Origin of the sequence: Nocardia cyriacigeorgica NBRC 100375 (assembly GCF_000308555.1) — a bacterium.
In the GTDB taxonomy this organism is placed as follows: Bacteria; Actinomycetota; Actinomycetes; order Mycobacteriales; family Mycobacteriaceae; genus Nocardia; species Nocardia cyriacigeorgica.
This window is the reverse complement of sequence record NZ_BAFY01000008.1, coordinates 1-22,475: the sequence shown is the minus strand read 5'-3', so window position 1 is coordinate 22,475 and position 22,475 is coordinate 1. Positions and strand designations below refer to the sequence as shown.

The 22,475-nt window shown below is 68.8% G+C and carries 24 protein-coding genes and 1 pseudogene; 16 read left to right on the top strand and 9 right to left on the bottom strand.

Translation table 11 applies throughout. The features are described 5' to 3' along the window. The first annotated feature begins 70 nt into the window (after positions 1 to 70). The 5 genes from RJ05_RS00555 to RJ05_RS00535 all read left to right on the top strand — a co-directional run bounded on the left by RJ05_RS00555 (position 71) and on the right by RJ05_RS00535 (position 4,648). A complete protein-coding gene (locus RJ05_RS00555) occupies positions 71 to 829 on the top strand; it encodes a DUF2470 domain-containing protein (protein WP_036531639.1) in 759 nt (252 codons plus the stop codon). Between the two features lie 71 nt (positions 830 to 900). Beyond that, positions 901 to 1,668 carry a CPBP family intramembrane glutamic endopeptidase gene (locus RJ05_RS00550; protein WP_373365040.1) on the top strand — a complete coding sequence of 256 codons (768 nt, stop codon included), beginning with the start codon at positions 901 to 903 and terminating at the stop codon, positions 1,666 to 1,668. A 562-nt stretch (positions 1,669 to 2,230) separates the two neighbouring features. Further along, on the top strand, positions 2,231 to 3,466 hold the full coding sequence (locus RJ05_RS00545) for an LCP family protein (protein WP_036531634.1): 1,236 nt from the start codon (positions 2,231 to 2,233) through the stop codon (positions 3,464 to 3,466). Between the two features lie 10 nt (positions 3,467 to 3,476). Beyond that, positions 3,477 to 4,028: a ferritin gene (locus tag RJ05_RS00540; protein WP_036531632.1), complete on the top strand. Its 552-nt coding sequence runs from the start codon at positions 3,477 to 3,479 to the stop codon at positions 4,026 to 4,028. Between the two features lie 71 nt (positions 4,029 to 4,099). After that, entirely contained in the window at positions 4,100 to 4,648 is a 549-nt protein-coding gene (locus tag RJ05_RS00535) for a ferritin (protein ID WP_014348392.1), read from the top strand. A gap of 366 nt (positions 4,649 to 5,014) precedes the next feature. Here the strand turns inward: RJ05_RS00535 and RJ05_RS00530 are convergent, their stop codons facing one another. The 4 genes from RJ05_RS00530 to RJ05_RS00515 all read right to left on the bottom strand — a co-directional run bounded on the left by RJ05_RS00530 (position 5,015) and on the right by RJ05_RS00515 (position 8,250). Beyond that, positions 5,015 to 5,935, bottom strand: coding sequence for a DUF5926 family protein (locus tag RJ05_RS00530; RefSeq protein WP_036531629.1), 921 nt, complete (start codon positions 5,933 to 5,935; stop codon positions 5,015 to 5,017). A gap of 77 nt (positions 5,936 to 6,012) precedes the next feature. Further along, positions 6,013 to 6,780 (bottom strand): glycerophosphodiester phosphodiesterase, encoded by a 768-nt coding sequence (locus RJ05_RS00525; protein WP_036531626.1) that lies wholly within the window; start codon positions 6,778 to 6,780, stop codon positions 6,013 to 6,015. Then, positions 6,777 to 7,856 (bottom strand): DUF4328 domain-containing protein, encoded by a 1,080-nt coding sequence (locus RJ05_RS00520; RefSeq protein ID WP_036531624.1) that lies wholly within the window; start codon positions 7,854 to 7,856, stop codon positions 6,777 to 6,779. Before RJ05_RS00520 ends, RJ05_RS00525 begins: the two co-directional genes overlap by 4 nt. Positions 7,857 to 7,878: 22 nt before the next feature. Further along, a complete protein-coding gene (locus RJ05_RS00515) occupies positions 7,879 to 8,250 on the bottom strand; it encodes a rhodanese-like domain-containing protein (protein WP_036531621.1) in 372 nt (123 codons plus the stop codon). Between the two features lie 474 nt (positions 8,251 to 8,724). Between RJ05_RS00515 and RJ05_RS00510 the strand changes: the two genes are divergently transcribed. The 4 genes from RJ05_RS00510 to RJ05_RS00495 all read left to right on the top strand — a co-directional run bounded on the left by RJ05_RS00510 (position 8,725) and on the right by RJ05_RS00495 (position 12,084). Continuing rightward, positions 8,725 to 9,336: a hypothetical protein gene (locus RJ05_RS00510; protein ID WP_036531618.1), complete on the top strand. Its 612-nt coding sequence runs from the start codon at positions 8,725 to 8,727 to the stop codon at positions 9,334 to 9,336. A gap of 370 nt (positions 9,337 to 9,706) precedes the next feature. Further along, positions 9,707 to 10,330: a superoxide dismutase gene (locus RJ05_RS00505; protein ID WP_036531664.1), complete on the top strand. Its 624-nt coding sequence runs from the start codon at positions 9,707 to 9,709 to the stop codon at positions 10,328 to 10,330. 202 nt (positions 10,331 to 10,532) lie between these two features. Further along, on the top strand, positions 10,533 to 11,060 hold the full coding sequence (locus RJ05_RS00500) for a hypothetical protein (protein WP_036531662.1): 528 nt from the start codon (positions 10,533 to 10,535) through the stop codon (positions 11,058 to 11,060). A 292-nt stretch (positions 11,061 to 11,352) separates the two neighbouring features. Continuing rightward, positions 11,353 to 12,084: a TMEM165/GDT1 family protein gene (locus tag RJ05_RS00495; RefSeq protein WP_036531616.1), complete on the top strand. Its 732-nt coding sequence runs from the start codon at positions 11,353 to 11,355 to the stop codon at positions 12,082 to 12,084. Between the two features lie 166 nt (positions 12,085 to 12,250). Here RJ05_RS00495 and RJ05_RS00490 read toward each other — a convergent pair whose 3' ends face one another. After that, positions 12,251 to 12,916: a TetR/AcrR family transcriptional regulator gene (locus RJ05_RS00490; protein WP_036531612.1), complete on the bottom strand. Its 666-nt coding sequence runs from the start codon at positions 12,914 to 12,916 to the stop codon at positions 12,251 to 12,253. A gap of 6 nt (positions 12,917 to 12,922) precedes the next feature. Continuing rightward, complete coding sequence (locus RJ05_RS00485; protein ID WP_036531659.1) at positions 12,923 to 13,819, bottom strand: SDR family NAD(P)-dependent oxidoreductase; 897 nt, start codon at positions 13,817 to 13,819, stop codon at positions 12,923 to 12,925. A 156-nt stretch (positions 13,820 to 13,975) separates the two neighbouring features. On the opposite strand from RJ05_RS00485, the gene RJ05_RS00480 reads away from it, so the two are divergent. Next, the gene (locus tag RJ05_RS00480; RefSeq protein WP_036531610.1) at positions 13,976 to 14,743 is read left to right on the top strand and encodes an SDR family NAD(P)-dependent oxidoreductase; all 768 of its coding nucleotides are present in this window, start codon (positions 13,976 to 13,978) and stop codon (positions 14,741 to 14,743) included. A gap of 204 nt (positions 14,744 to 14,947) precedes the next feature. Here RJ05_RS00480 and RJ05_RS00475 read toward each other — a convergent pair whose 3' ends face one another. Further along, complete coding sequence (locus RJ05_RS00475; protein WP_051016015.1) at positions 14,948 to 15,220, bottom strand: hypothetical protein; 273 nt, start codon at positions 15,218 to 15,220, stop codon at positions 14,948 to 14,950. On the opposite strand from RJ05_RS00475, the gene RJ05_RS00470 reads away from it, so the two are divergent. Beyond that, positions 15,213 to 15,605: a hypothetical protein gene (locus RJ05_RS00470; protein WP_138445534.1), complete on the top strand. Its 393-nt coding sequence runs from the start codon at positions 15,213 to 15,215 to the stop codon at positions 15,603 to 15,605. The two genes, RJ05_RS00475 and RJ05_RS00470, sit on opposite strands and share 8 nt — an antisense overlap. Before the next feature lie 173 nt (positions 15,606 to 15,778). Here the strand turns inward: RJ05_RS00470 and htpG are convergent, their stop codons facing one another. Together htpG and RJ05_RS00460 are read right to left on the bottom strand one after the other, a co-directional pair. Next, positions 15,779 to 17,737: a molecular chaperone HtpG gene (gene htpG / locus RJ05_RS00465; RefSeq protein WP_036531605.1), complete on the bottom strand. Its 1,959-nt coding sequence runs from the start codon at positions 17,735 to 17,737 to the stop codon at positions 15,779 to 15,781. After that, positions 17,734 to 19,371 carry a TM0106 family RecB-like putative nuclease gene (locus RJ05_RS00460; protein WP_228790012.1) on the bottom strand — a complete coding sequence of 546 codons (1,638 nt, stop codon included), beginning with the start codon at positions 19,369 to 19,371 and terminating at the stop codon, positions 17,734 to 17,736. The genes htpG and RJ05_RS00460 overlap by 4 nt, the downstream gene beginning before the upstream one ends. A gap of 316 nt (positions 19,372 to 19,687) precedes the next feature. Here RJ05_RS00460 and RJ05_RS00455 point away from each other — a divergent pair, with 316 nt between their 5' ends. The 5 genes and pseudogenes from RJ05_RS00455 to RJ05_RS00430 form a co-directional block, all read left to right on the top strand. After that, positions 19,688 to 20,323, top strand: coding sequence for a DUF6474 family protein (locus RJ05_RS00455; RefSeq protein WP_036531602.1), 636 nt, complete (start codon positions 19,688 to 19,690; stop codon positions 20,321 to 20,323). A 12-nt stretch (positions 20,324 to 20,335) separates the two neighbouring features. Next, a complete protein-coding gene (locus RJ05_RS00450; RefSeq protein WP_051016013.1) occupies positions 20,336 to 20,878 on the top strand; it encodes a hypothetical protein in 543 nt (180 codons plus the stop codon). Positions 20,879 to 20,914: 36 nt separating this feature from the next. After that, a complete protein-coding gene (locus tag RJ05_RS00440; RefSeq protein WP_036531599.1) occupies positions 20,915 to 21,601 on the top strand; it encodes a YcnI family copper-binding membrane protein in 687 nt (228 codons plus the stop codon). Beyond that, positions 21,598 to 22,161, top strand: a complete 564-nt coding sequence (locus RJ05_RS00435) for a copper resistance CopC family protein (RefSeq protein ID WP_036531597.1) — start codon at positions 21,598 to 21,600, stop codon at positions 22,159 to 22,161. Before RJ05_RS00440 ends, RJ05_RS00435 begins: the two co-directional genes overlap by 4 nt. After that, positions 22,158 to 22,475 (top strand): annotated as a pseudogene (locus tag RJ05_RS00430) (copper resistance protein CopD); the annotation flags it as partial. The gene RJ05_RS00435 and the pseudogene RJ05_RS00430, both read left to right, overlap by 4 nt.

Here is a 22,475-nt window from a genome sequence, read left to right as displayed (position 1 = left end):
GTTCGCTTAGGTTAGGTTAACCTAATTGCGCATCTGTGAAGTGGGGCACGTTCACCCAGTGGAGGTTTCAATGCCGGAGACGATCAGCGCACCGACGACCGCCGAGCGGGTGCGTAGCGCATGCGCGCATGCGGAGTATTCGGTGCTGGCCCTGCCCGGCACCGATCCGATCCCCACCTCGGTGCATCATCTGCGCGAATGCGGTGACGCCGTGATCGCCGTGCCCCGCGACAGCGCCGCAGCGCACGCCGCCGCCTCCGGTGCCGCGGGCGCGCCCGCCGTCCTCGAACTCACCGACCACGCCCCGCTACCGCTGCGGGAACCGGTGCGCGCGCTGGTGTGGCTGCGCGGCTGGGTGCGGGCCGTGCCGACGCAGGCGCAGCGGGCACTGGCCACCGAGGTCGCCAAGGAGAATCCCGATCCGGGCCTGCTCGACGTCGGCCACACCGCCACCCTGCTGCGCCTGGTGATCAACTCAGCCGTGGTCGCCGATTCCACCGGCGCGGAATCGGTGTGCGTGGAGGATCTGCGGATGGCTCGGCCCGACCCGTTCTGCTCGATGGAATCGGCCTGGTTGCAGCATATGGACGCCGACCACGCCGACGTCATCGCCCAGCTGGCCCGGCACCTGCCGCCCCGGTTGCAGCGCGGGAACGTGCATCCGCTGGCCATCGACCGCTATGGACTCACCCTGCGCGTGGAAGGCGAGGACGGCGACCACGACGTGCGCTTGCCCTTCGCCTCGCCTGCCGACGACGTCGAATCGCTGAGCCGGGCGGTGCGTCTGCTGGCCGGCTGCCCGTTCCTCAACGGGCTACGCCGCATCTGACGACGCCGCCCGCGGACACGGGCAGCACGACGGGCAATAGATTCGGCTGCATGCGCGATGACCTCGGCCGGATGGAGACCGGTGAGCCGACCGATCGGGAACGCACCGGTATCCGACTCGAGATCCTGGTGGTTCTCGGCGTCACTTTCGGCCTGAGCGGCCTGAATGCCGCGCTGTCGCTGGTGGAGAGCGCACTCGCGCCGGGCGGTGTGGACGAACAGACGGTCGCGCTCAACGCCTCGCGCTCGGCGCAGTCGACCATCGACCTGCTGTTCCAACTGCTCGGCGTGCTGCGGCTGACGGCGTGGGCCGGGCTCGGGCTCTACCTGCTCTGGCGCAGCGGTATCGGCCCGCGCGCCATCGGTCTGGCTCGGGCCCGCTGGCGGCCGGACGGGCTGCACGGCCTGGTGCTGGCCGCGGTGATCGGGCTGCCCGGGCTCGCCCTGTATCTGATCGCGCACGCGGCCGGCGTCAGCGTGACGATCGTGCCGAGTGCCCTTGACGAGCACTGGTGGCGGTTGCCCGCCCTGATCTTGTCCGCCTGCGCCAACTCCGCCGCCGAGGAGATCATCGTGGTGGCGTACCTGATCACCCGGCTGCGGGCGCTGGGTTGGTCGGACAACCGTTCCCTGCTCGCCTCGGCCCTGCTGCGCGGCAGCTATCACCTCTACCAGGGCCTCGGCGGCGGGCTCGGCAATATCGTGATGGGCCTGATCTTCGGCCGCTACTGGCAGCGCACCGGCCGGCTCTGGCCGCTGGTGATCGCGCACGCGGTGATCGATGCGGTCGCCTATATCGGCTACACGGTGCTGCGCGGGCGGGTCGGCTGGCTGCCGTAGCGCCGACGCGCCATCGGGTAACAAACGCGGCCGAAATGGGTAAGTAGAGTGCGACATGATGAACGGCGACGACCCACGAAGGCGCCGGGTCCCGCCGCAGGCGCCCGGTCGACCCGGCGCGCGACCGCCCGAACCGGGCATGCGCAGGCCACCCGCCGACCCGGGCGGGCACCCGGCACCGGGCGAGCGACCTCGAGGCCCCGAACCGGATCCGCGCAGGCGCGGCCCGGCCCCCGGGCCCACTGACCGCCGATACCCCGCAGACGACCCGCGCACCCGTCGGCCACCGCCGGCCCACCCCGACGCACCCCGGCCGACCCCCGGCCGCCCCGGCTCGGCCCATCCGGAGCCGAGCCGCACCCCTGGACCTCCGCCCGCCGGACGCCCCGCCGCCGGCCGTCCCGATCCCGGGCAACTCGGTGCTGGTCCGGAGGCTCGGCGCGGTTACCCCCGTGATCCCGCCGAGCCGGTCATCCGCCGTCACGACGGCGCGTCCGGCCTGCGCAAAGACGGGCGCGGTGGAGCCGGACCGCAGCAGCCGCGCCAGATCGAGCCGACGCAGGTGCTGCATCGTGACGGCCGCGAGCAGGCGGCGCCGCTGGCCTGGTCGCAGGTACCCGACACCGACCGCCCGCCCGCGCGGGACGGCCGGACCGTGCGCGAACCGATCGCCTCCCGCGATACCGCTTACGCCCCCGCCGGACATCCACGTCCCGCATCGACCCATGCGCCGACGCAGAAGCCCGTCCCGTTCCGGGAGGACGATCCCCCGCCGCAGGCGTCGCGATGTTCCGCCGCCCCGCCGAGCCGGCCGCCGCGCGGTTCCGGACGCGCGCCGCGCCCACCGCGGCCGAAGCGCAAACGGCATCTGTTCCGGTGGTTCCTGGTGATGCTGGTGGTCTTCATGCTGCTGATCGTGACCGCGATCATCCAGCTCGACCGGAGCCTGCACCGCATCGACGCGCTCGCCGATTACGCCGACCGGGTCGGCGACACGCCCGGCACCAACTGGTTGCTCGTCGGATCCGACAGCCGCTCGGGGCTCACCCCCGATCAGGAGCAGGGCCTGGCCACCGGCGGTGAGGTGGGTCCGGAACGCACCGACACGATCATCCTGGTGCACGTGCCGCCCTCGGGCCGCACCACGCTGGTGAGCCTGCCGCGCGATTCCTACGTCAGCATTCCCGGCTACGGCCAGGACAAGCTCAACGCCTCCTTCGCCTTCGGTGGCCCGCAACTGCTGGTGCAATCGGTGGAGATCGCCACCGGGCTGCACATCGATCACTACGCGCAGATCGGGTTCGCCGGATTCGCCGGCGTGGTCGACGCGCTCGGCGGAATCGACGTCTGTGTACCGCAACCCATCGACGACCCGCTCGCCGGCATCAATCTGGCGGCAGGCTGCCAGACCCTCGACGGCCCGCAGGCACTGGGTTTCGTGCGCACCCGCGCCACCGCGCTCGCCGATATCGACCGGATGAACAACCAGCGTCTGTTCCTGTCCGCCTTACTGGAAAAGGCCACCAGCGCGAGCACGCTGGCCAATCCGTTCACGCTGTGGCCGATGGCCCGCGACACCGCGCGCTCGCTGACGGTCGACAATGGCGATCACATCTGGGATCTGGCGCGGCTGGGCTGGGCGCTGCGCGGCGACACGCTCGCCACGACGGTACCGATCGGCGGGTTCAGCGATACCTCCAGCGGCAATGTGCTGCTGTGGGACAAGGCCAATGCGAGCCGGTTCTTCGAGGCATTGGCGAACGGGCAACCCATTCCGGAGGATCTGCGCGGCGAGTAACGTCGAGCACATGTCCGACCTCGACGCCGGCCGGTCGTTCCCGGCCCTGCTGCGTGATCAGATCCGTCACGGGTTCACCGCGGGCCAGCAGTATCTGGCCGCAGCGGTGTACTTCGAGGCGAACCGGCTGCCCCAGTTGGCCCGACATTGTTACGGCCGTTCCGGCGAGCATCGCGGGCATGCGCTGCGGATGGTGCAGCATCTGCTCGACCGTGATCTCGAGGTCACCGTCGGCGGTTTGGACGAGGTGCGCCCGACCTTCGAATCCCCGCACGCCGCAATCGCTTTCCTGCACGCACGGGAGCAGACGCTGACCGATCGGACAGTCGAGTGCGCCAAGGCCGCACGCGACTCCGGCGACTACCTCGGCGAGCAGTTCATGCAGTGGTTCCTGGAGCAGCAACTCGACGAGGTCGCCGCCATGTCGACACTGTTGACGGTGTTCGAACGCGCCGCGGGCAACCTGTTCGATGTGGAGGAATTCGCCGCGCGGGAACTGCCGACCACCGTCGCACCGGCGGGCAACTCCGCGCCCAAAATGGCTGGGACAGTGCGCAACTAATTAGGAAACACTATCCTCAATAAGGGTCGACTTGGATGACAAGGACGCTGACCAGCGATAACGTCTGTGTCATGTCCAGCCATCCGGAAACCCCACGCAGCAAATTCCACAGCCTGCTCCACGATCAGATCCGGCATGAATTCAATGCCGAGCATCAATACATCGCGATTGCGGTTTGGTTCGACAATGCCGACCTGCCGCAGTTGGCAAAGCGCTTCTACGCCCAGGCCGTCGAAGAACGTAACCACGCGATGATGATCGTGCAGTACTTCCTCGACCGCGATATCAGCATCGAACTCGGCGGAGTCGACGCTGCGAAATCGCATTTCGAGAATGCCCGCGAACCCATCGCATTGGCACTGGCCCAGGAGAAGGCGGTCACCGACCAGATCATCCAACTGGCCAGTACCGCTCGCGAAGAGGGCGATTACCTCGGCGAGCAGTTCATGCAGTGGTTCCTGAAGGAACAGGTCGAGGAGGTGGCCAACATGAACACCCTTCTCACCATCGCCGATCGCGCCGGGTCGAACCTGTTCGATCTGGAGGAATTCATCGCCCGCGAAATGAGTGGCCCGAGCAACACTTCGGGTGCACCGTCAGCCGCCGGTGGTTCCGTGTAATACGCGGTCGCGCTCCCGAGCGACGGCAGGCCCAGCACTTCGCGACGTGCTGGGCCTGCCGAATTCCGCACTACTCAGCCCGCGCTGGCGCTCAGACTGCTGAGAAGCGTGGTCAGAAGCTCGAGAATGGCGTCCATGATTTCCCTACTTTCCTCATCGGCCGGTGAGGTTTCCCTCACCTACACCAGCTTTCGGTGATGCAGTGAACGTAACGGAGCCGAGATTAGAAAGGAGCGTTTTTCACAAAATTACTACGATGGAATTTCGCTCCCGAACAGCGACGGCTCCGGGCCGGCGATCGCCGGACACCGAAGCCGTCTTCGTATTTCCGCGTCGCGCCGGCTCATCGAGCGCGGCGCTCGCGTATCAGCGCAGGGTCACCTGCCGCGAACGCAGGCCGTCGCGGGAACGCCGTTCCTCGGCCGACATCGGCGCATCCGAGGCCAGCGCCTGCGCCAGCCGCTCGCCGAACTCGACTGCGGGCGCGGTCCATTCGGCGGCATGCCGCTCGGGATCCAGATCGAACACCGGCACCAGCAGCCCGTGGGTGCGGAACGAGCCCGCGAATCGCGACCCCTCACCCAGATGCAGTCCGCCCGCGGCGTGCACCCGGGCCAGCGCCAGCATCAGATCGTCTTCCGGCTCCGGCCGCACCCAGCGCAGATGCGCCTTCTCACCGGCGTCGACCCACCACGCCGCGCCGATCGCGTCGGCACCGAGATCGAGCCGGTCCGAGGGCATGATCGCCTGCTTGGCCTGTTCGATGGTCGCGGCCACCTGCGGATCGGGCTCCACACCCTCGGGCACCCACCAGTCGAAATCCTGATGCACCGTCAACTCGAGCGCGGCGCCCGGGTCGATGACGTCGGCCAGGGTCGGCCCACCCTCGACACTCGCGGCGGCGGGCAGCGATTCGCCCGGCTCGGCCGACTGGGTCCACAGGATCGCCGCGGCGAGATCGGCGGCCGGGTTCTCCCCCTCGGCCTGCACCTGCACTCCGACATAACCGGTCGGCTCGTCACCGGCGCGCACCAGCGCGGCGACCGCACCGGGGAGCACCGTCGCGAGGACGACCGAGCGCTCGGCCGCGGCACCGGGCGATAGCTTCAGGGTCGCGGTGGCCGAGGGCACGAACTCGCGCAACGCGACGAGATCGCACTCGGCGGCCAGACCCTCGAACGGGCGCGTGACGGCGTTGGCGGCCTGTTCCAGCGCGGCTCGCCGCTCGGCGAGACGCTGGGCCCGGTACCCGCCGGGCTTCGGACTGTTGCGCTTGCTCTTACCCACGGCTGGTCAAACTACACCGGTCACGGCCACCCGCTCCGCGCGCCACGCTCTCGGCACCGACGCCGTCTTCCACCGGCTCAGGCGGTGGCCAGCAGGGCCTTGGTCCGCCCCGGATGATTGGTCGCGACCCAGCTGACGCCTAGGTCGGCGCACAGCCGCACGTCGTCGGGGTCGTCGACGGTCCAGCAGTAGGTGGCGCGGCCGGCGGCGGCCGCCTTGTCCACCAGGTCGGGATGCTCGCGCAGGGTCTTCACCGACGGGCCGACAGCGGTGGCGCCGACCGTCGTGGCCGCGCTGCCACCCAGGTAGCGCGAGGACTCGCCGAGCAGCACGGTCGGCAGCAGCGGCGCGGCGCGACGGATCCGCCAGACCGCGGTGGCGGCGAACGACATGACCACGGCCCTGGAGTGGTCGGCCGAGGCCGGGGTGGCGATGCCGAAGCGCTGCAGTTCGGCCAGCAGCTTGTTCTCCACCAGCGCGCCGTAGCGCACCGGGTGCTTGGTCTCGATGAACAGTTTGGTCGGGCGGCTGCGCCAATCGAGCACCAGGGAGATGAGCTCGGCCAGGGTGAGCACCGAGGCGGGTTCGCCGGCGGTGCCGAAGTCGAGGGCCTTCAACTCGTCCAGGGTGAGTTCGCTGACCAGACCGGTGCCCGAGGAGGTGCGGTCGACGGTGCGGTCGTGCACGCAGACCAGATGCCCGTCCCTGGTGAGCCGGACGTCGCATTCGACACCGTCGGCGCCCTCTTGCAGGGCCAGCTCGTAGGCGGCGAGGGTGTGCTCGGGGCGTTCGGCGGACGCGCCGCGATGGGCGACGACGAACGGTGCGCGATTGGGCTGGCTCACTTCGCCACGACCTCCTGCTCCTGATGCTCACGATCGGCCGCCGCCGGGCTCGCGGCCGAGGGCTCCGCGACGGCGTCGTCCCGGCCTGTTTCCGCGTCGGCCCGGGCTGCGACGGTAGCCGATCCCGGCTGCACCGGTTCGATGACAGGCACCGCCGGGTCCGCGGCCACCACCCAGCGATGCGCGGTATGAGCGCGCCCGAGCAGATCGCGGCCCTCCACCATCCGCACTACCCACAGCGTCGCCACCGCCACCGCGACGGCGACGGCGTCGGTGAACGCGGTGAACAGCACACCGTCGGCCTCGGCCTGTAGCGAGTCGGCGCCGCGCCAGGCCAGCGCGGCGGCCGCGCAGAGCCCACCGAACAGCCAGATCGCCCACCACACGCGCACGGCGCGCAGCGGCCGCGGATCGTCGCGGCCCGCCACCATCTCGCTCAGGAACACACCCGGCCACAGCAGGTTGACCACGGGAATCACACAGCCGAGCACCAGCATCCGCGGCGACCGCGGATCGCGCAGGCCCCGGCCTTCGTAGACCGCCCGACGCGCCTGGATCAGCCAGCCGACCGCTGCGACCGCGGCGAGCAAGGCCAGCACCGCCGCGAACAGCGCGGAGGCATTGACCATCGCGTCGGAGAACTTCAACAGCAACGGATCGATCAGATAGGTGCGGTTGCGCAGCAACAGCAGATAACGACCGAGTTCGGAGCCGGCCGCGATGGCGAACATCAGCGCCGTCGCAATCAGCAGCGCGGGCAGCCAGCCGGCCAGCACACTCAGCGGTGGCCGAGCGGCGACGGGTTCGCGGGCCGGTTCGTCGCGCAGTCCCCAGCGCGGGACCTCGGTGTAGTGCGGGGTGGGGGTCGGTCCGGTGCGGCCGGGTGCGACGGAGCCGCGTGGACGATGATCAGGCCTGCGGGCGACCCACCGGTAGTTACGCCGTTCGGCGGGGGCGTCGATCGGGCCCGGCGAGAGCAGCACGCCACGGCAACGCGGGCACCAGTGCATCGGCGCCGCCTGTTGTACGGCCCAGCGCGCGCCGCAGCGCGCACAGGGTTGCACCACCGTACTCATGCCGTCGCACCTCGCTCTTTCGTCAGTAGATCTTGGGCTCGTGCTCGCCCTCGCCGACCAGCGGGCGGCCCGTGCGCTGCCACTCCACCATGCCGCCGACGACGCACACGGCGTCGAATCCGACGTGGGTCAGGTACTTGACCGCCTCGAAGGACCGGCCGCCCTGCCGGCAGATGACGTAGAGCTGAGCGTCGTAGTCCAGTTCGTCCAGCCGGGCCGGGATGTCGTCCACCGGGATGTGGACCGCGCCGGGTGCGTGGCCGAGCTCCCACTCGTCGGGCTCGCGCACGTCGAGCAGGATCGCGCCGGCCTTCTCCGCGGCAGCGCGCACACTGTCGTCGAATTCACCTGGCACCTCGTTCAGCGGTACCGTCGGGACCTCGGAGCTCGTCACGTGTTCGATCCTGCCATGGGTGCCGTACGATCGCGGACTTCCGTGCCCGCCCATCGACGCGAACACTGGACCCTGGTACGCGCCGAAGCATCAGTCCCCGCGTAGGTTATGCCGCGCCGACTCCCGACCGGTGCCCCGATTTCCGGGGGTCTGTGGATAAGTCGGTGTAGTTATCCACAGATTCCACAACCTGATCCACAGGTGTCAGCTATCGGCGAGCGCATCGTCCACAGGATGACGCTATCGCGGCTTCAACTGGGCGATCACCGGGCGACGGTTGCGAACGACCGATCCGGGACTCCCCTCCAGCCATCCCGGAGCGGTCATCCGCCGCCTGTGCGGGAGCTGCGCCGTCGAAGCTCCCGACATGTACTTGGACGGAAGCGACCCGGATTCGGTTCCATAAAAAAACGACAACTCTAGTGAAAACTTGAAATGCGCCGATCTGGGCGGCGATCTCGGTAGCCTGGCGCTATGAACTCGAGCAGGGGGCTACTTGACGGATTGGACACCGCCGGAATAGACATCGCACTGAGGGAGGCCGCGTGCCTCGGTCTCACCGTCGATGCCGACACCGGCCGACTCGAACTCGACCTCGAAGTACTCACACTGCCCGCGCAGGAATCCACACCTGCCGACATCAAGGTCAGGATGACCTTCCACGGCGTCAGCCGGGTCGCCGCCTCGCTGCGCATCCACCGCTGGGACGACGTCGAACCCACCGTGCTGCCGGTGGAACTGGATGGGCTCGGCGATGCCATCACCAGTTTCGGCGGCGGCAGGCTGCACGGCTGGGAGTTCATCGACATCGATGACAGCAGCTGGTCGCTGTGGAGCGAGCTGCTGAGCTTCGACACCATGATCGATCAGCGCGTCTCGCCACATGTGCTCGAGTTCTCCCAGGAGGAAGGTCTCGATCCGCGCGAACTCGACGTCCGGGTCTGGTTCGACAGCATCACCATCCACGATCCGCGCGGCAAGCAGATCCCGCTGCCGGAGTTCATCGCCGGCGGCCGGCGCTGGTGGGAGGCGCACGACGCGGGCGATCCGCGCACCCGGCGATCGGGGATCGCGCCGCCGCTCTGAGCCCGCCATCGACGAGCGGATGCCGCATATCGGGCCGAACCGGTATGCGGCATCGGCGTTTCCCGATAGACATTCCCGAAATGGGTATACGCACCGGCGAACGGTTCGACATGCCCGCACGGCCGCACCCGCGATCCACAGCCCGGACCGCCCGACTAGTTAGTCGCTTCCCGGCATGGTTCGATGCTACGAGTGCGGTTCTTACTGCTCGCCGATGTCCGTGACGCGGCAGCGCCCGGCCCCGCCCGAGTGAGCACCGTCACCGGAATGCCGGGGCATCCGGGCAAGTTGGAACCGATCGGGTGTACGAATGATGGTCGAGAGCGCTCGCGAGGTTCGCGAGTGCGCGGCCCGACAAGGAAGGGACATCGTGGCTGAGTACACGCTGCCGGATCTGGATTACGACTACAGCGCCCTGGAACCCCACATCTCCGGGCAGATCAACGAGCTGCACCATTCCAAGCACCACGCCGCCTACGTCGCCGGTGCCAACACGGCACTGGAGAAGCTGGAAGCCGCCCGTGAGGCCGGCGACCACAGCGCCATCTTCCTGCACGAGAAGAACCTCGCGTTCCACCTCGGCGGACACGTCAACCACTCCATCTGGTGGAAGAACCTGTCCCCCAACGGTGGCGACAAGCCGGTCGGCGAGCTGGCCGCGGCCATCGACGATCAGTTCGGCTCGTTCGACAAGTTCCGCGCGCAGTTCACCGCCGCGGCCAACGGCCTGCAGGGCTCGGGCTGGGCGGTGCTCGGCTACGACATCCTCGGCCAGAAGCTGCTGACCTTCCAGCTCTACGACCAGCAGGCCAACGTGCCGCTCGGCATCATTCCGCTGCTGCAGGTCGACATGTGGGAGCACGCCTTCTACCTGCAGTACAAGAACGTCAAGGCCGACTACGTGACCGCGTTCTGGAACGTCGTCAACTGGGCCGACGTGCAGGACCGCTTCGCCAAGGCCGTCAACCAGGGCAAGGGCCTGATCTTCGGGTAAAGCACCCGACGCACCCGGGGCCGCGACATCATCGGATGTCGCGGCCCTGTGCATTTCCGCAGGTGGATGTCATTCCGGCAGGGCTTGTCCAGACCGCCTAGCACTCTTTGGTACTTGTGTGCCAGATGGCTTCGGGTTCATTCTTCAAGTCCACAATTCGAGGACGGGCAATGCCGCCCCCGGTTCCATGACGGGAGGCCTCATGCGCAGTGAAGGTCAAATCGGTGTCACGCCGTTCCACGCGCGCGGATCGCTGCGCGGGTTCGTCATCTCCGGGCGTTGGCCCGACACCACCAAGGAATGGGCGCAACTGCTGGTGCTCGCGGTGCGGGTGGCCAGCCTGCCAGGGCTGCTGTCCACCTCGACGGTCTTCGGCGCACGGGAGGATCTGCCCGATGATCCCGAGCCGGGCACTGTCGGGATGGTGGTGGCCGAGGGACCGGTACTCGGCGAGTCCGCGGTGACGCCGGGCAAGTTTGCCGAACATGTGCCCGCGGCCCTGCTGATGCTGCATCCGCCGTCGGAAACCAACCCGTCGCTACCCGAATGCAATGGTGCCGCCTCCGGCTGCGTACTGCTGCCCGGCATACCGCATCTGGGGCTGGAACACCGGGCCGCGTGGGCCGAGGCCGAACTGGACGGAACGGTGACCTCGCTGGTCAGCCGGGTCGGGCTGGATCCGATCAGCGATCCCGATACCGCGGTTCTGGCTATGCTGCTCGCCGCGTAAGGGAACCCGAAACCTGCCGCGCGGATCGCCAAACTTATTGTGCGCATTGCGATTTCGACAACAGTGAGTTGCCGTCGCGATGCCGGTGCGGGTAGAGTCGGCCACAGCGAAGGGGAGTAGCCCCCAATCGCGTAGTCGACATACTGATCCGGCGCCGTCCGTGGCGCGGGTCCGGCTGCGTGAACCGGAGTCCCTCCGGTGGGCGAGACCTTCGGCCGAGACAACCTTTCGTTGTCGGCCGGAGGCGTCCCGTTTTCCGGCCGACTGGCCGGAGCCCGGGAGTACACACCATATGATCGCCACCGTATTGCTGAGTATCGGCATCGTCTTCCTCGCCGAACTCGGTGACAAGTCCCAGCTGATGGCGCTGACGTTCGCGCTGCGCTATCGCTGGTGGGTGGTGCTCGGCGGAATCGCCGCCGCCACCGCCGCGGTGCACGTCATCTCGGTCGCGGTCGGCCATTTCCTCGGCTCGGCCCTGCCGACCACGGCGATCGCGCTGGTCGCGGCGCTCACCTTCCTCGCCGTCGGCGTGTGGACGCTGCGCGAGCACCTCGTCCCCGAGGACGACGCCGAGGCCACGCCCAAGATCTCCCGTTTCACCACCGCCGCACCGTTCCTTGTGGTGCTCTCGGCATTCCTGCTGGCCGAACTCGGCGATCGCACCATGTTCGCGACCGCGGCATTGGCCACCGATTACGACTGGGCCGGAGTCTGGCTCGGCTCCACAATCGGCATGGTCGCCGCGGACGCACTGGCCATCGCGGTCGGCATCCTGGTCGGCAAGCATCTGCCCGAACGCGCCATCGGCATCGGTTCGGGCCTGCTGTTCTTGTTCTTCGGTTCGCTGACGCTCACCGGCATCGTCTGGCCGGAGCTGGGCACGCTGCCGGGTGCGGCCATCGCGGTCATCGTGCCGGTTGTCGCTGGTGCGGTGTTCTACGTTCTGAGCCGGCGCCGGGCCGACGCCGAGACCATCGCGGCAGCGGACGGATCAGAGCAGCCTGCCGAGGAGCTGCACTGACGCCGCGGCACGCCGTTCGCTGATCTATCAGTTCAGTCATGACACGCCTGGCGTTGGTCCGAGAGCACCTCTACCGCAACTGGCCGCGACTGTGTCCGTGCCCGCCGATCGGCCCCGACCGGCAGCCCCGGCGGCCGACAGATGACCGGCCCGAGACAGCCGGACTTCACCCGCGCGCCAGCGCCTGCCCATACAGCTGCCCGCCGCGGACGACGAGCTCGAGCAGGGGTTCGCGCAGCTCGAGCAGACCCGGCAGGTCGTCGGTCGCGATCTTGCCCGTCACCATCGCGCCGACCGCCGCGGCCAGGGTGCGGCAGGCGAAGCGTTGTTCCGGGGTACGGGCGTCGAGCACCTCGGCGATCCGTTCCACGAACAGGTCCTGCAGCTCGATGCGCCGGGCGACGGCCTTCGCTCCGACGGCGTAGACCTCCACCAGGAACAGCCGGGCGCTGGCCGGATCGTCGGCAAGGTGCTGCAGGTATGTGCCGAAAAGCCGGCGCATCCGCTCGACGGGGTCGATGTGCGCGGGGTCGCCGGGATCAGCTGCGGCAGCATCGGTTTCGGCGATCCGGTCGAGCAGCTGGCCGACCGCCCGTTCATAGGCGGCCTCGAAACAGTCTTCCTTGGAACGGAATTGCTCATAGAAGGTCTCCCGGGAGACCCCTGCCTTCTTCAGGATCGCCGCGACCGACGTTCCGACATAACCGTTGTCGACCATCGCTGCACCCATCGCTTGCAGAATCCGCTCCCGCTGGGAGGCGATGACCTGCTCCCGGGGCAGACCGTGCCTGCCGCGCGGCAGCTGGCGGAGACTGGTGGCCGGGTCGGTCATGGGTGGCTACTCCGGTGTTCGGTCGGGCGGGTGCTGACCCATTCTGCTGGTTCGCGCGGGCTGCTCGGTCGTGAAGGGTGCCGCTTCGGTGCGGGCGATGCGCACCGCCTCGTCGACTCCGCGCCGCAATGCCAGTTCGGTGACCCGCTGCGCGATCGGGCGGAACGGCAGCACGAACCGCACCCACCAGGGCGAAACCACCTGACGGCGCCTGCGCGCGATCGCCTGTTCGACGGCATCGATGGCCGGGCCCAGCGGCGCCACGCCGGACACGGTGCTGCGGCCGAGCAGCGAGCGCGCGGCGTCGGTGCCGAATCCGCGCGCGGTCATATCGGTGTCGAGTTCGGCGAAGTACGCGACGCCGACCTTCGCCCCGGTATGGCGCAGCTCGTGGCGCAGGGTGTCACCGAGCGCCTCGACGGCGGCCTTGGACGCGCTGTAGGCGCCGAGCAACGGCAGGTGCACCGCCGCCGCCAGCGAGGAGACCACCAGCGCGTACCCCTCGGGATGGGAGATGTGCGGGCCCGCTGCGCGCACCGTGTAGTACACACCGAGGACGTTGACGGCCAGCGTTCGCTCCATCACCTCCGGATCCCCACCGATAAGCGGAAGCTGTTTGGCCACACCGGCATTGGCGACTATCGCGTCGAGCCCACCCAGTTCACCGACCACGGCCTCGACCGCGGCGTCCACCTGCTCGCGGTCGCTCACATCGCAATAGCGCCACGGCACCTCGCCGCACTCGCGCGCCACCTCCGCCAGGAGTTCCGGCTCGAGTCCGAGCAGCCCCACCTTCGCGCCGTGCGCGGACAACTGCCTGGCCAGCGCGGCTCCGATGCCGCGGGCCGCACCGGTGATCAGCACCCGGCGGCCGGCGACCGACCCACCAAATATCGACGTCATGCGGCCGACCGTACCATCAGCGAACATCAGTGTTCGCAAAACGCGTCGACCGCGCGGCCCCGGCGCCAGGGAGTCGTGATCCGCGCCTCATCGGTGACCCGTTAGGGTGCAAATTGACGAAGGGCCAACTGGCTTGTCACGAACGAGAGGACCATCGTGGAGATTTCGGGTTCCGCCGCCATTGTCACCGGAGGCGCGTCCGGCCTCGGCGCCGCCACCGCCAAGCGTTTCGCCGAGCTGGGCGCCACCGTCTTCGGACTCGACGTGCCGCAGTCGATCGAGCGGGCCGGCGACAACGTGCCCGCCGGTGTCACCCTCCTTCCGGCCGACGTGACCAGCAACGACGAGGTCAGCGCCGCCGTCGCGAAGGTCGTCGAGTCCGGCGCGCCGCTGCGCGTCGTGGTCAACTGCGCCGGCGTCGGCTGGGCCGGTCGCATCCTGTCCAAGAACGGCCCGCACGATCTGGAGCTGTTCCGCACCGTCATCACGGTCAACCTGCTCGGCACCTTCAACGTGATGCGCCTGGCCGCCGACGCCATCGCCAAGACCGACCCGGTCGACGAGTACGGCCAGCGCGGCGTGGTCATCAACACCGCCTCGGTCGCCGCGTTCGAGGGCCAGATCGGCCAGATCGCCTACTCGGCCTCCAAGGGCGGCGTGCACGGCATGACCGTTCCGGCCGCGCGTGACCTGGCCCAGTTCGGCATCCGGGTGAACACCATCGCCCCCGGCATCATCGACACCCCGATGCTGGCCGGCGTCACCGAGGAGTACCGCAAGGGCCTCGAGGCAGGCGTGCCGTTCCCGTCGCGGCTGGGCCGCCCGGACGAGTATGCGCAGCTGTCGCAGTACATCGTCGAGCACGACTACCTCAACGGCGAGACCATCCGCATGGACGGCGCGCTGCGCATGGCGCCGCGGTAATTTCGCACCAGCACGGCCGGGCAGGGTTTTGCGCTGCCAGGCATTCGACGCCCGCCCGCCCGCTCACCGCGGGTCGGCGGGCGTTTTGCGCGCGACAGAGACTGCGGGATGGCGGCAGAGACTGCGGCGCCCGCAGCGGAGACATGCGGAACGCGGCAGAGCGGAACGCGGCAGAGGCGGCGTGGGGCGCAGACCGCGAACTCCCTACCCCGCGCTACCGGTCGGCGGGCGCCGCCAGCGATCGCACGCCGCGCGGTCGGCGTCCGGGCGATGCTTACCGTCGGCGGCGCAACCCTCACGGGTGTATCCGTCACGGCCGATGCCGCGGCGATCGTAGCCGAAGCGATCCCGGCCGAAGGCGTCGTAGCCGGAACGGTCGTAACCGAATCGGTCATAGCCGAACCGGTCGTAGCCGTGCACGTCGTATCCGTCGGGACCGTAGGGGTCGGTCTGCGAAGGTGGGCAACCCGTGCCCATATCGAACCCGCCGTCCGGGCAGGACTTCGGCGGCTTGTGCTCCGGCGTCGACGTGATCGTGGTCGGCGTTGTGGTCGTCGGCGCTGACGTGGGCGGGGCCGTCGTGGTCGGCGCGGTAGTGGTCGGCTCAGTGATGGTCGGTTCGGCCGGCGTGGAATACGCGGAAGCCGCCGCCACCACGGGCGCCAGCGCGACGGCTCCCAGCAAAGCGGTCCGCCCGACTGCGAGACGTATGCTGCGCCCGCGCGAAATCGTGGTCGGCATGGTCGATCTCCTGTCCGGAGTGCGCTGCGCACTCCAACGGGATCAATCGCCGTCCCTGCTGGGCTATTACAAACCGCAGCACAAAGCAAGGACGCGTCACCCCTTACCGGTGGGCAGGTGAGGCTCATTTCCCATGCGGCACTGGGTAACCGGAAGTTAGCGATAACCGACGAGGGCGAGGACGGCACGCACCGTCCTCGCCCTTGTCCGGTCTCGCTCCAGCGATCGGGCCGTCCATGGCGGTGACCGATCAGCTGCCGGCCGGGATCGATCACCTCGAACCCCGGCCGCCGATCAGAGTGTGCGAGTGAGCCGATCGGTGAGGATGTGGGCGAACTTCGCCGGATCCTTCAGCTCGCCGCCCTCGGCCAGCACCGCGGTGCCGTACAGCAGTTCGGCGGTCTCGGTGAGCTCGGGGACCTTGCCCTCATCGGCGTCCTGCTTGCGCGAGTCGTAGGCCTCACGCAGGCCGGTCACCAGTGGGTGGGTGGGGTTCAGCTCGAGGATGCGCTTGGTCTCCGGCAGCGCCTGGCCCGAGGCCCGGTACATCCGCTCGAGCATCGGAGTGAAGTCGAAGACGTCGCCGACCAGGCAGGCCGGTGAGGTGGTGAGCCGGTTGGTCAGGCGCACCTCCTTGACGTTGTCTTCGAGGGTCTTGCCCAGCCAGCTCAGCAGCTCGGCGAACTCCTTGTCCTGCTGCTCACGCAGCTGCTCGGACTCCTTCTTCTCCTCTTCGGTCTCCAGGTCCACCTCGCCCTTGGCGATGGACTTGAACGGCTTGCCGTCGAACTCCGGCACCGAGCCGACCCACATCTCGTCGACCGGATCGGTCAGGATCAGCACCTCCAGACCCTTGGCCTGGAACGCCTCGAGATGCGGCGAGCTCTCCACCTGCTGGCGGGACTCGCCGGTCATGTAGTAGATCGAGTCCTGGCCGTCCTTCATCCGCTCCACGTACTGCGCGAGCGTGGTGAGCTCGGAGTCGGAGTGCGTCGAGGCGAACGAGGACACCTCGAGAATGGTGTCGCGGTTGTCGAAGTCCGAGAGCAGGCCCTCCTTGAGGACGCGGCCGAACTCGCGCCAGAAGGTCTGGTACTTGCCCTGGTCTTCGGCGCCCTGCAGGTCCTTGACCGTCGACAGCACCTTCTTGACCAGGCGCTTGCGGATCATCTGGATCTGGCGGTCCTGCTGCAGGATCTCGCGGGAGACGTTGAGCGAGAGGTCCTGGGCATCGACCACACCCTTGACGAAACGCAGGTACTCGGGCATCAGCTCTTCGCAGTTGTCCATGATGAACACCCGCTTGACGTAGAGCTGCACCCCGCGCTTGTGCTCGCGGGTGAACAGATCGAACGGCGCCGTGGACGGAATGAACAGCAGCGCCTGATATTCGAAGGTGCCCTCGGCCTTGAGCGGGATGATCTCGAGCGGCTCGTCCCACGCATGGCTGACGTGCTTGTAGAACTCCTTGTACTCCTCGTCGCCGACCTCGCTCTTGGGGCGGGTCCACAGCGCCTTCATGGAGTTGAGCGTCTGCTCTTCGACGATCGTCTTCTCTTGTTTGTCCTCGCCCTCACCCTCGGTGACGGTGCGCTCCACCCCCATACGGATGGGCCAGGCGATGAAGTCGGAGTACTTCTTGACGATCTCGCGGAGCTTCCACTCCTGGGTGTAATCGAAGAGGTGATCGTCCTCGTCGGGCGCCTTGAGCTGCAAAGTCACCGCGGTGCCCTGCGGGGCGTCGTCGACGGTTTCGATGGTGTAGGTGGAGCTTCCGGCCTCGGCCACCCAGCGGGTCGCCTCGGTCTCGCCGGCGCGGCGGGTGGTCAGGGTGACCTTGTCGGCGACCATGAAGGTCGAGTAGAAGCCGATGCCGAACTGGCCGATCAGCTCCTCGGCGGCGGCCTCGGATTTGGCCTCGCTGAGTTGTTTGCGCAGCTGGGCAGTGCCCGACTTGGCGAGCGTGCCGATCAGGTCCACCACCTCGGCGCGCGACATGCCGATGCCGTTGTCCCTGACCGTGAGGACCCGCGCGTCCTTGTCGACCTCCAGCTCGATATGCAGGTCGGAGGTGTCGACGTGCAGGTCCTTGTCCTTGTAGGACTCCAGCCGCAGCTTGTCCAGCGCGTCGGAAGCGTTCGAGATCAGCTCCCGCAGGAACGTGTCTTTGTTGGAGTAGACCGAGTGGATCATCAGCTCGAGCAGCTGATGAGTTTCGGCCTGGAACTCGAGTTGTTCGACGTGCTCTGTCACGCCGAAATGGTACCGCCGCCGCCGAACGGCTCAGACGCCCGCGAGCGGTCCCCCACCTGCGCGAGATCGGCGACCCGGCCGAAATCGGCCAGCGCCGGGACTTCGAGTTCGGCGCGATGCGGGCCCGGCACCCGCGGGCACATCCATTCGCGCAACACCATGGTGGCGCGCACATCGTCTTCGTTGTACTCGAGCAGCCGGGTGCGCTGGGTGAGATCGGGTTCGCCGTCGTAGCCGACCGCGAGCCGGTACCAGCTCATCGAGGCCTCGCCATTGGCCTCGGCATCGCGCCAGGCGAAACCGGCCACCGGCGCGATCTTCTTGAGGCCCTTGCCGTTCGGACAGATGAACTGCTCGGTGACGGCCTGGAACATGTCCACCCACTGCGGCGAGTCGACGAAGGCACGCACCTGCTCCACCGTCGGCACCCCCGGCTGTCCGGCGAACCGGCGCGCCGACTCGTACAGCCATTTGTCCTCGGCGGTGCGCGAATAGCAATAGGCGGCAAAGGTTTTACCCGCTGCGGCGGCCTCCGCGCGCACCCGCATCAACCAGGTCCAGAACTCGCCGAAGGAACGGCCCTCGTCCTCGGTGGGCAGCGGATCCCAGGTGACGAACGGCCGGTACACCCCGTCGAGCAGGGTGCCCCACAGGTACGCGCCGAATTCCTGGTAACTCTCCAGGTCGACGTCGACCTCCACATCGGCGCGGCGCACCTTCACCTGGTCGAACCGGCGCACCAGCGGCGCACCGGCGATCCAGGCGCGCGCGGTGACCACGGCCTCCTCGAACGGCCCGTGCTGCCAGTCCTCGGGTTCGGGCCCGGACCAGGCGGCCAGATCATCGATGGTCTGCACGCCGTGCCCGCGGAGCACGTCGGCGCGCGAGCCCGGCGCGACCAGGCTGACGTCGCGGTGGTCGATCAGCCAGCCCTCGCAGCCGCGCCCGTCGGCCCCGCCGCGGTTCCACCACGGGCACTGTCTGCATTCGGGCACCTTCGACGGCACGGTTGGCAGCTCACCGCGCACCACCGCGATCCGGTCGGCGTAGCGCTGGTCGTAATCGGCGAGCACCTGGGTCAGGTCGTGGACGAGGATGCGGTCGAAGTGGTAGCCGATCACCCCGCCGACCAGGGCGGGACTGGCCAGACCGTGCCGTTGCAACATCCGGTAGAGGTGCGCGAGGCGCTGCTGGTCGCGCGGCTGCTGGCGCAGTTTGCGATGCGGATCCGGCTGTGGATCCCAGTGGTACAGATCCGAGGTGGTCGGGTGGAATTCGGCCGGTTCGGGCTGGCGTGGATCGGTGACCTTGTGGTTGACCACGATCACCGGGATGTAGCCGCCGCGGTCCAGATCGCGCAGCAGGATCTCCGCACCGCCGCGGCGGCCGGTATCGGGCTCCTGCGGCAGCAATCCGCCCCAGATGCACAGCGCTCCCGCCGCGCAGGCGCGCATGGTGGATTCGGCGCGCTCGGCCGCGCGCAGCGCCGGATCGATCACCACCCACTGTTCCGGGCGGGCACCAACCAGGGCGTCACGCACCCGCTGACGATGGGCGACGGCCGCCTCGCGGCGCTGCTGCACGCCCGCATCCTCGCGGACGCCGGTGAGCAGCTCCGGATGCGTGGCGTTCATGTTCAGCCGGTGCCTGCACCCGATCAGCGCCCTGGCATCGAGAAACGCGGTCGCGGCGGCGACGGACCGATCCTGCTCGGTTCCCTCGTCCAACTCGCGACCCTCTCGATCGGCCCTGCCCGGATGCACGTAAGCAGTATGGTCCCTACCCCCGACACATCCGCGAATCGTCTCCCCCGCCGCAGGCGTTCGCCCCGCCGCCCTCGCAGCCACCGGTGGTGACCGGATAGGGTGTCGGCAAACCGTGTGACATGGGCGGACGGGCAACTTCGCGCGCCGAGCCGCCAGGGCGAACCAGCATGACGGAGGGCCAACGATGGGGTTGTTCACGAAGCGCAAGCGGCGCCCGAGCCGCCGGGCCGAGGCGAAAGCCCTCAAGCACAAGGCGGCCCTGGAAGCCAAGCTCGCCGCCAAGAACGATCGTAAACAGCGGCGCGCGGAGACCCGCACCCAGAAGAAGGTCGCCAAGGCTCAGATCGCCGCACTGCAGGCGGAGGAGAAGGCCGCGCTGAAGGCCGCTGCCAAGGCCGAGCGCGATCCGTTCAGCGTCGGACAGGTGAAGAAGTACATCGGCGTGGCCAGGATCCTGGTGCCGGTGCTCGCCCCGCTGGCCTATCGTGGCGCCACCGCGGTGCGCGCCCAGCTCGACAATCGCAAGGCCCACCAGCTCGGTATCGGCGTCGATCAGCTCGGCGAATACACCGGCCACGGTGCGCGCCTGCACGCCAGGATCGCCAATACCGAGGCGGCGCTCGACAAGGTCGGCGCCGGCGACAACGGCGAGGGCGACAAGTTCGTCGCGGCCACCCGCAATCGCCTGGAAGCGCTGACCGCCGCCGTGCGCACCGCCGACCAGATGCCGGCCCAGCGCCGTCGCGCCGTGCACAACTCCATCGCCGACGAGCTGACCGGCATCGAATCCGACGTTCTGGCCCGCCTCGGCGTGCGCTGAACCACCGCACCGATGTCCCGACGCCCGACCACCGGTAGCCCACGCGGCTTCCTGGTCGGCGCGTCGGCCGGTGCGCTTGCGGTCGCCGCGCACGGGCTCGCCGGTGGGGGCTATCCGTCCTCGGCGGAACTGACGCTGGTCCTGATCGCCGCTTCCGTTACCGGGATGGCAGCCGGTGCGCGGCCGATGGGTCGCGAATCGATAGCGGCGTTGCTGCTCGCCGGACAGGCGGCCGGGCATGTCGCCCTGACCGTTCTCTACAGCCACGAGCACGCCGCCACCGGCCCAGCAGGCGAGCTGCTCGGCGGTGTGCTGCCCTCGGCTCCGATGTTGCTGGCGCACTTGGCCGCAACGCTGATCTGTGCCGCGTTGATCCCGCTCGCCGAGCGGCTGCATCGCGCGATATCGACTGTCGTACGGGTCGCGGTGGCGGCGCCGAGTCCGCCCGTCTCGCACCGACTGCCGATCGCCGGTGACTCGATGACGCGGCTGCTCGGCCGGTCTCCGATGGGTGCCGCAGGCCCGCGCGCCCCGCCCCTGGCGCGCCCGGCCTGACACATCGATTCCTTTCGGAGAGAAAGCACTTCATTCATGAGAACGTTCATTTCGCGTGCCGTGTGCACGGTGGCGCTTGGCGGCGGGCTGCTCGCGGTGACAGCCGGTGTCGCCAATGCCCACGTCACCGTCGACGCGCCCGGCGCGAAGCAGGGGTCGATGGCGGTGGCCACCTTCCGGGTCCCGACCGAATCGGAGACCGCCGCCACCACCGCCATCACCGTCGCCGTGCCGAATCTGTCGATCGCCATGACCGAGCCGATCCCCGGCTGGACGGCCAAGGTCGATCGCAATGACAAATCCCAGGTCACGGCGGTCACCTGGACCGCGGACCCGGGCAACCCCGGCGTCGGCCCCGGCCAGTTCCAGCGGTTCGCGGTGGCGCTGGGCCCACTGCCGCAGCAGGATTCGGTGAGCTTCCCGACCAAGCAGACCTACAGCGACGGCAAGGTCGTCGATTGGAATCAGCCCGCCGATCAGGGCCATGCCGGCAATCCCGCCCCGACGCTCACCCTGGCCGCGGCCTCCGGCGACGAGCACGGCACGCACGGCGTGGGAAGCGAGAACACCGGCACGGAAAGCGAGAACCAGAGCGCGGCAGCCGAATCCGGTGATTCCGGCACCGATACCACCGCGCGCCGGCTCGGCGGCCTCGGGCTGGCCGCCGGGCTGCTCGGGCTCGGCCTCGGTGTCGGCTCGGTCATCCGGGGACGGCAGTCATGACCGGCCGGAATCTGCGCGCGCTGCTGCTCGCCCTGCTCGCCGGGGCCGTGTGCCTCGGTGTCGGTGCTACCGTCGCCGGCCCGGCCTCGGCGCATTCGGCCGTGGTCGGCACCTCCCCCGAGGACGGCGCCACCCTCGATGCCGGGCCCGAGCGGGTCACCATCACCTTCAACGAGAACCTGCAACCCAACTTCCCCTCGCTGACCGTTGTGGGCCCCGACGATCACCTGTGGTCCAAGGGTGATCCGGTGGTCGACGGGAAGACGGTGAGCGTCGCCGTGGGTGAACTCGGTCCGGCGGGCACCTACCGGGTCGGCTACCGGGTCACCTCCGCCGACGGGCACCCGGTTGAAGGCAAGCTCACCTTCACCCTCACCACCCCTGGCAACGGAACCCCCGGTCCGGCACTGGGTTCGGCGGACGCCGGCGAGGGCGATTCCGGCGGCATCCCGATCTGGGTGTTCATCGTCGGCGCGATCGTGCTGTTCGGCGGCGGGCTGGCCTTCGCGTTGTTCGGGACGGGCCTGTTCGGCAAGGGCAGCGGTAAGAGCGGCCGGTGACCGATCGGACGACCGGCGGCCGCGACCGCCGTCCGGCGTTACTGCTGGTCGTCCCGTCCGGGCTGCTCGGTGTGCTGCTGGCCTGGGCGCTGACGGCGATGACGGCCGAAAGCGCGGTCCGGGTGCTCGCCGATCTGGCCGGCGCCACCGTGCTCGGCTTGTCGGCGCTGCCGCGGGTGCACGAACGGTTGCGGCCGTCGTGGCGGCTGCTGGCGGTGATCGCCGGGATCTGGTGCGGCAGTGAGTTCGTGGTGCTGGTGTTCGAGGCCGCCGACGTCGTCGGGGTGCGGGTCGGCGCGTTGGACGCCGGCCGG